1 pseudogene is annotated in these 1,203 nt (G+C 61.9%); it reads left to right on the forward strand.

Annotation, left to right across the window (positions count from 1 at the left end):
• A pseudogene (locus tag H8F21_RS29215) lies at nt 1–1,203 on the forward strand (T6SS effector BTH_I2691 family protein); the annotation flags it as partial.

Here is a 1,203-nt window from a genome sequence, read left to right on the forward strand (position 1 = left end):
GCGGCAAAGCCGAACATGGCGGCTGGATTACCGAACTGGGCAACAGCGTCGCCGACATTCTCGTCGAGGGTGAACAAGCACCAAGCTTCACCAGCACCCTGTTACCGACCCAACAGAGCGAAACAGGTGCGCCCTACAAGCCTGCGTTCGAAGAGGCGCTGGTCCGCGGGCTAGTTCCGGAACAGGACACCTCGCTGTTCATCGCCCTGGATGATCCCCTGGCGCTGGTCGATGACCTGAGCATGAACCTGGCGGGTCGGCTCATGGAGCAAGACCAGTTTTCCCGCCTGCACCAAGCCAACCTGGAGAGTGCTCTCGCCGTACAGCACCTGTGCGGCTTCGATACCGAAGCCTTCATACCCGAACGGATCAAAGACCCGCTCCAGCGCCAGGCCTATACCGACGACCTGTACACCCTGCTGAAAACCTTTGATCAAGTCGAGCGAGGCAAGGAGCTGGTGTCTTTCGGCCAGGAAGGCATGGTGGACCTGGCCTCGGCCCGCACCGTCGCTGCCGCCCAATCGGCTTTCAAGGGCGTGTGGGGGCACCTGCCTGATCAGCAGAAATGGCAGCAAGCCCTTGAGCAGTGGCACGACAAGCGCAGTTGGCGCGAAGACGTACGCTTCGATGACGTGCTGCAGTACCTCAGGCAGACCACGGTCGAGGCGCAGCAGTTGCAAGCGCACTGCCAACTCAGCGAAGCCGACCTGCTCACCTGGTTGAACCAACTGCGGCCTGGCGGCGAAAGTGTCTACCACGACACCATTGATGAGCAGCAGGCCAGTCAACTGCTGGAAACCGCCCACGCCCTCTACACCCTGCTGGGCAATGGCGAGCAGGGCCAGCAGTGGCTGATCGAGCAGGCTGAACAACCCAGCACCCTGTTCGGCCTGGCCCTGTTCAACTTCAACCCTGAAATCGCCAGCCTGATCAACACCGTGACGCACAACTTCAGCACCTACGGCACCCTGGATGATCAGGGTCGCGAAGGGGATGGCAGCTCCCCGGCGCTTACCCCCGGCTCCGCCGCCGACGCCACCAACCTCGGCAGCCGCCTCAGCGAACTGAAAGGCGTACTCGACCTGAAAGCGGTGCGTGACAGCACGCTCTACCAAGCCATGAGCACGGAAGCCAAACATGCCCTGCGCACCTTGATCAAGGTGGCGAACAGCCAAGCCAACGAAGCCTGGCACGGCCTGAGCA

The organism is Pseudomonas arcuscaelestis, from assembly GCF_016881005.1.
GTDB classification, from domain to species: domain Bacteria; phylum Pseudomonadota; class Gammaproteobacteria; order Pseudomonadales; family Pseudomonadaceae; genus Aquipseudomonas; species Aquipseudomonas arcuscaelestis.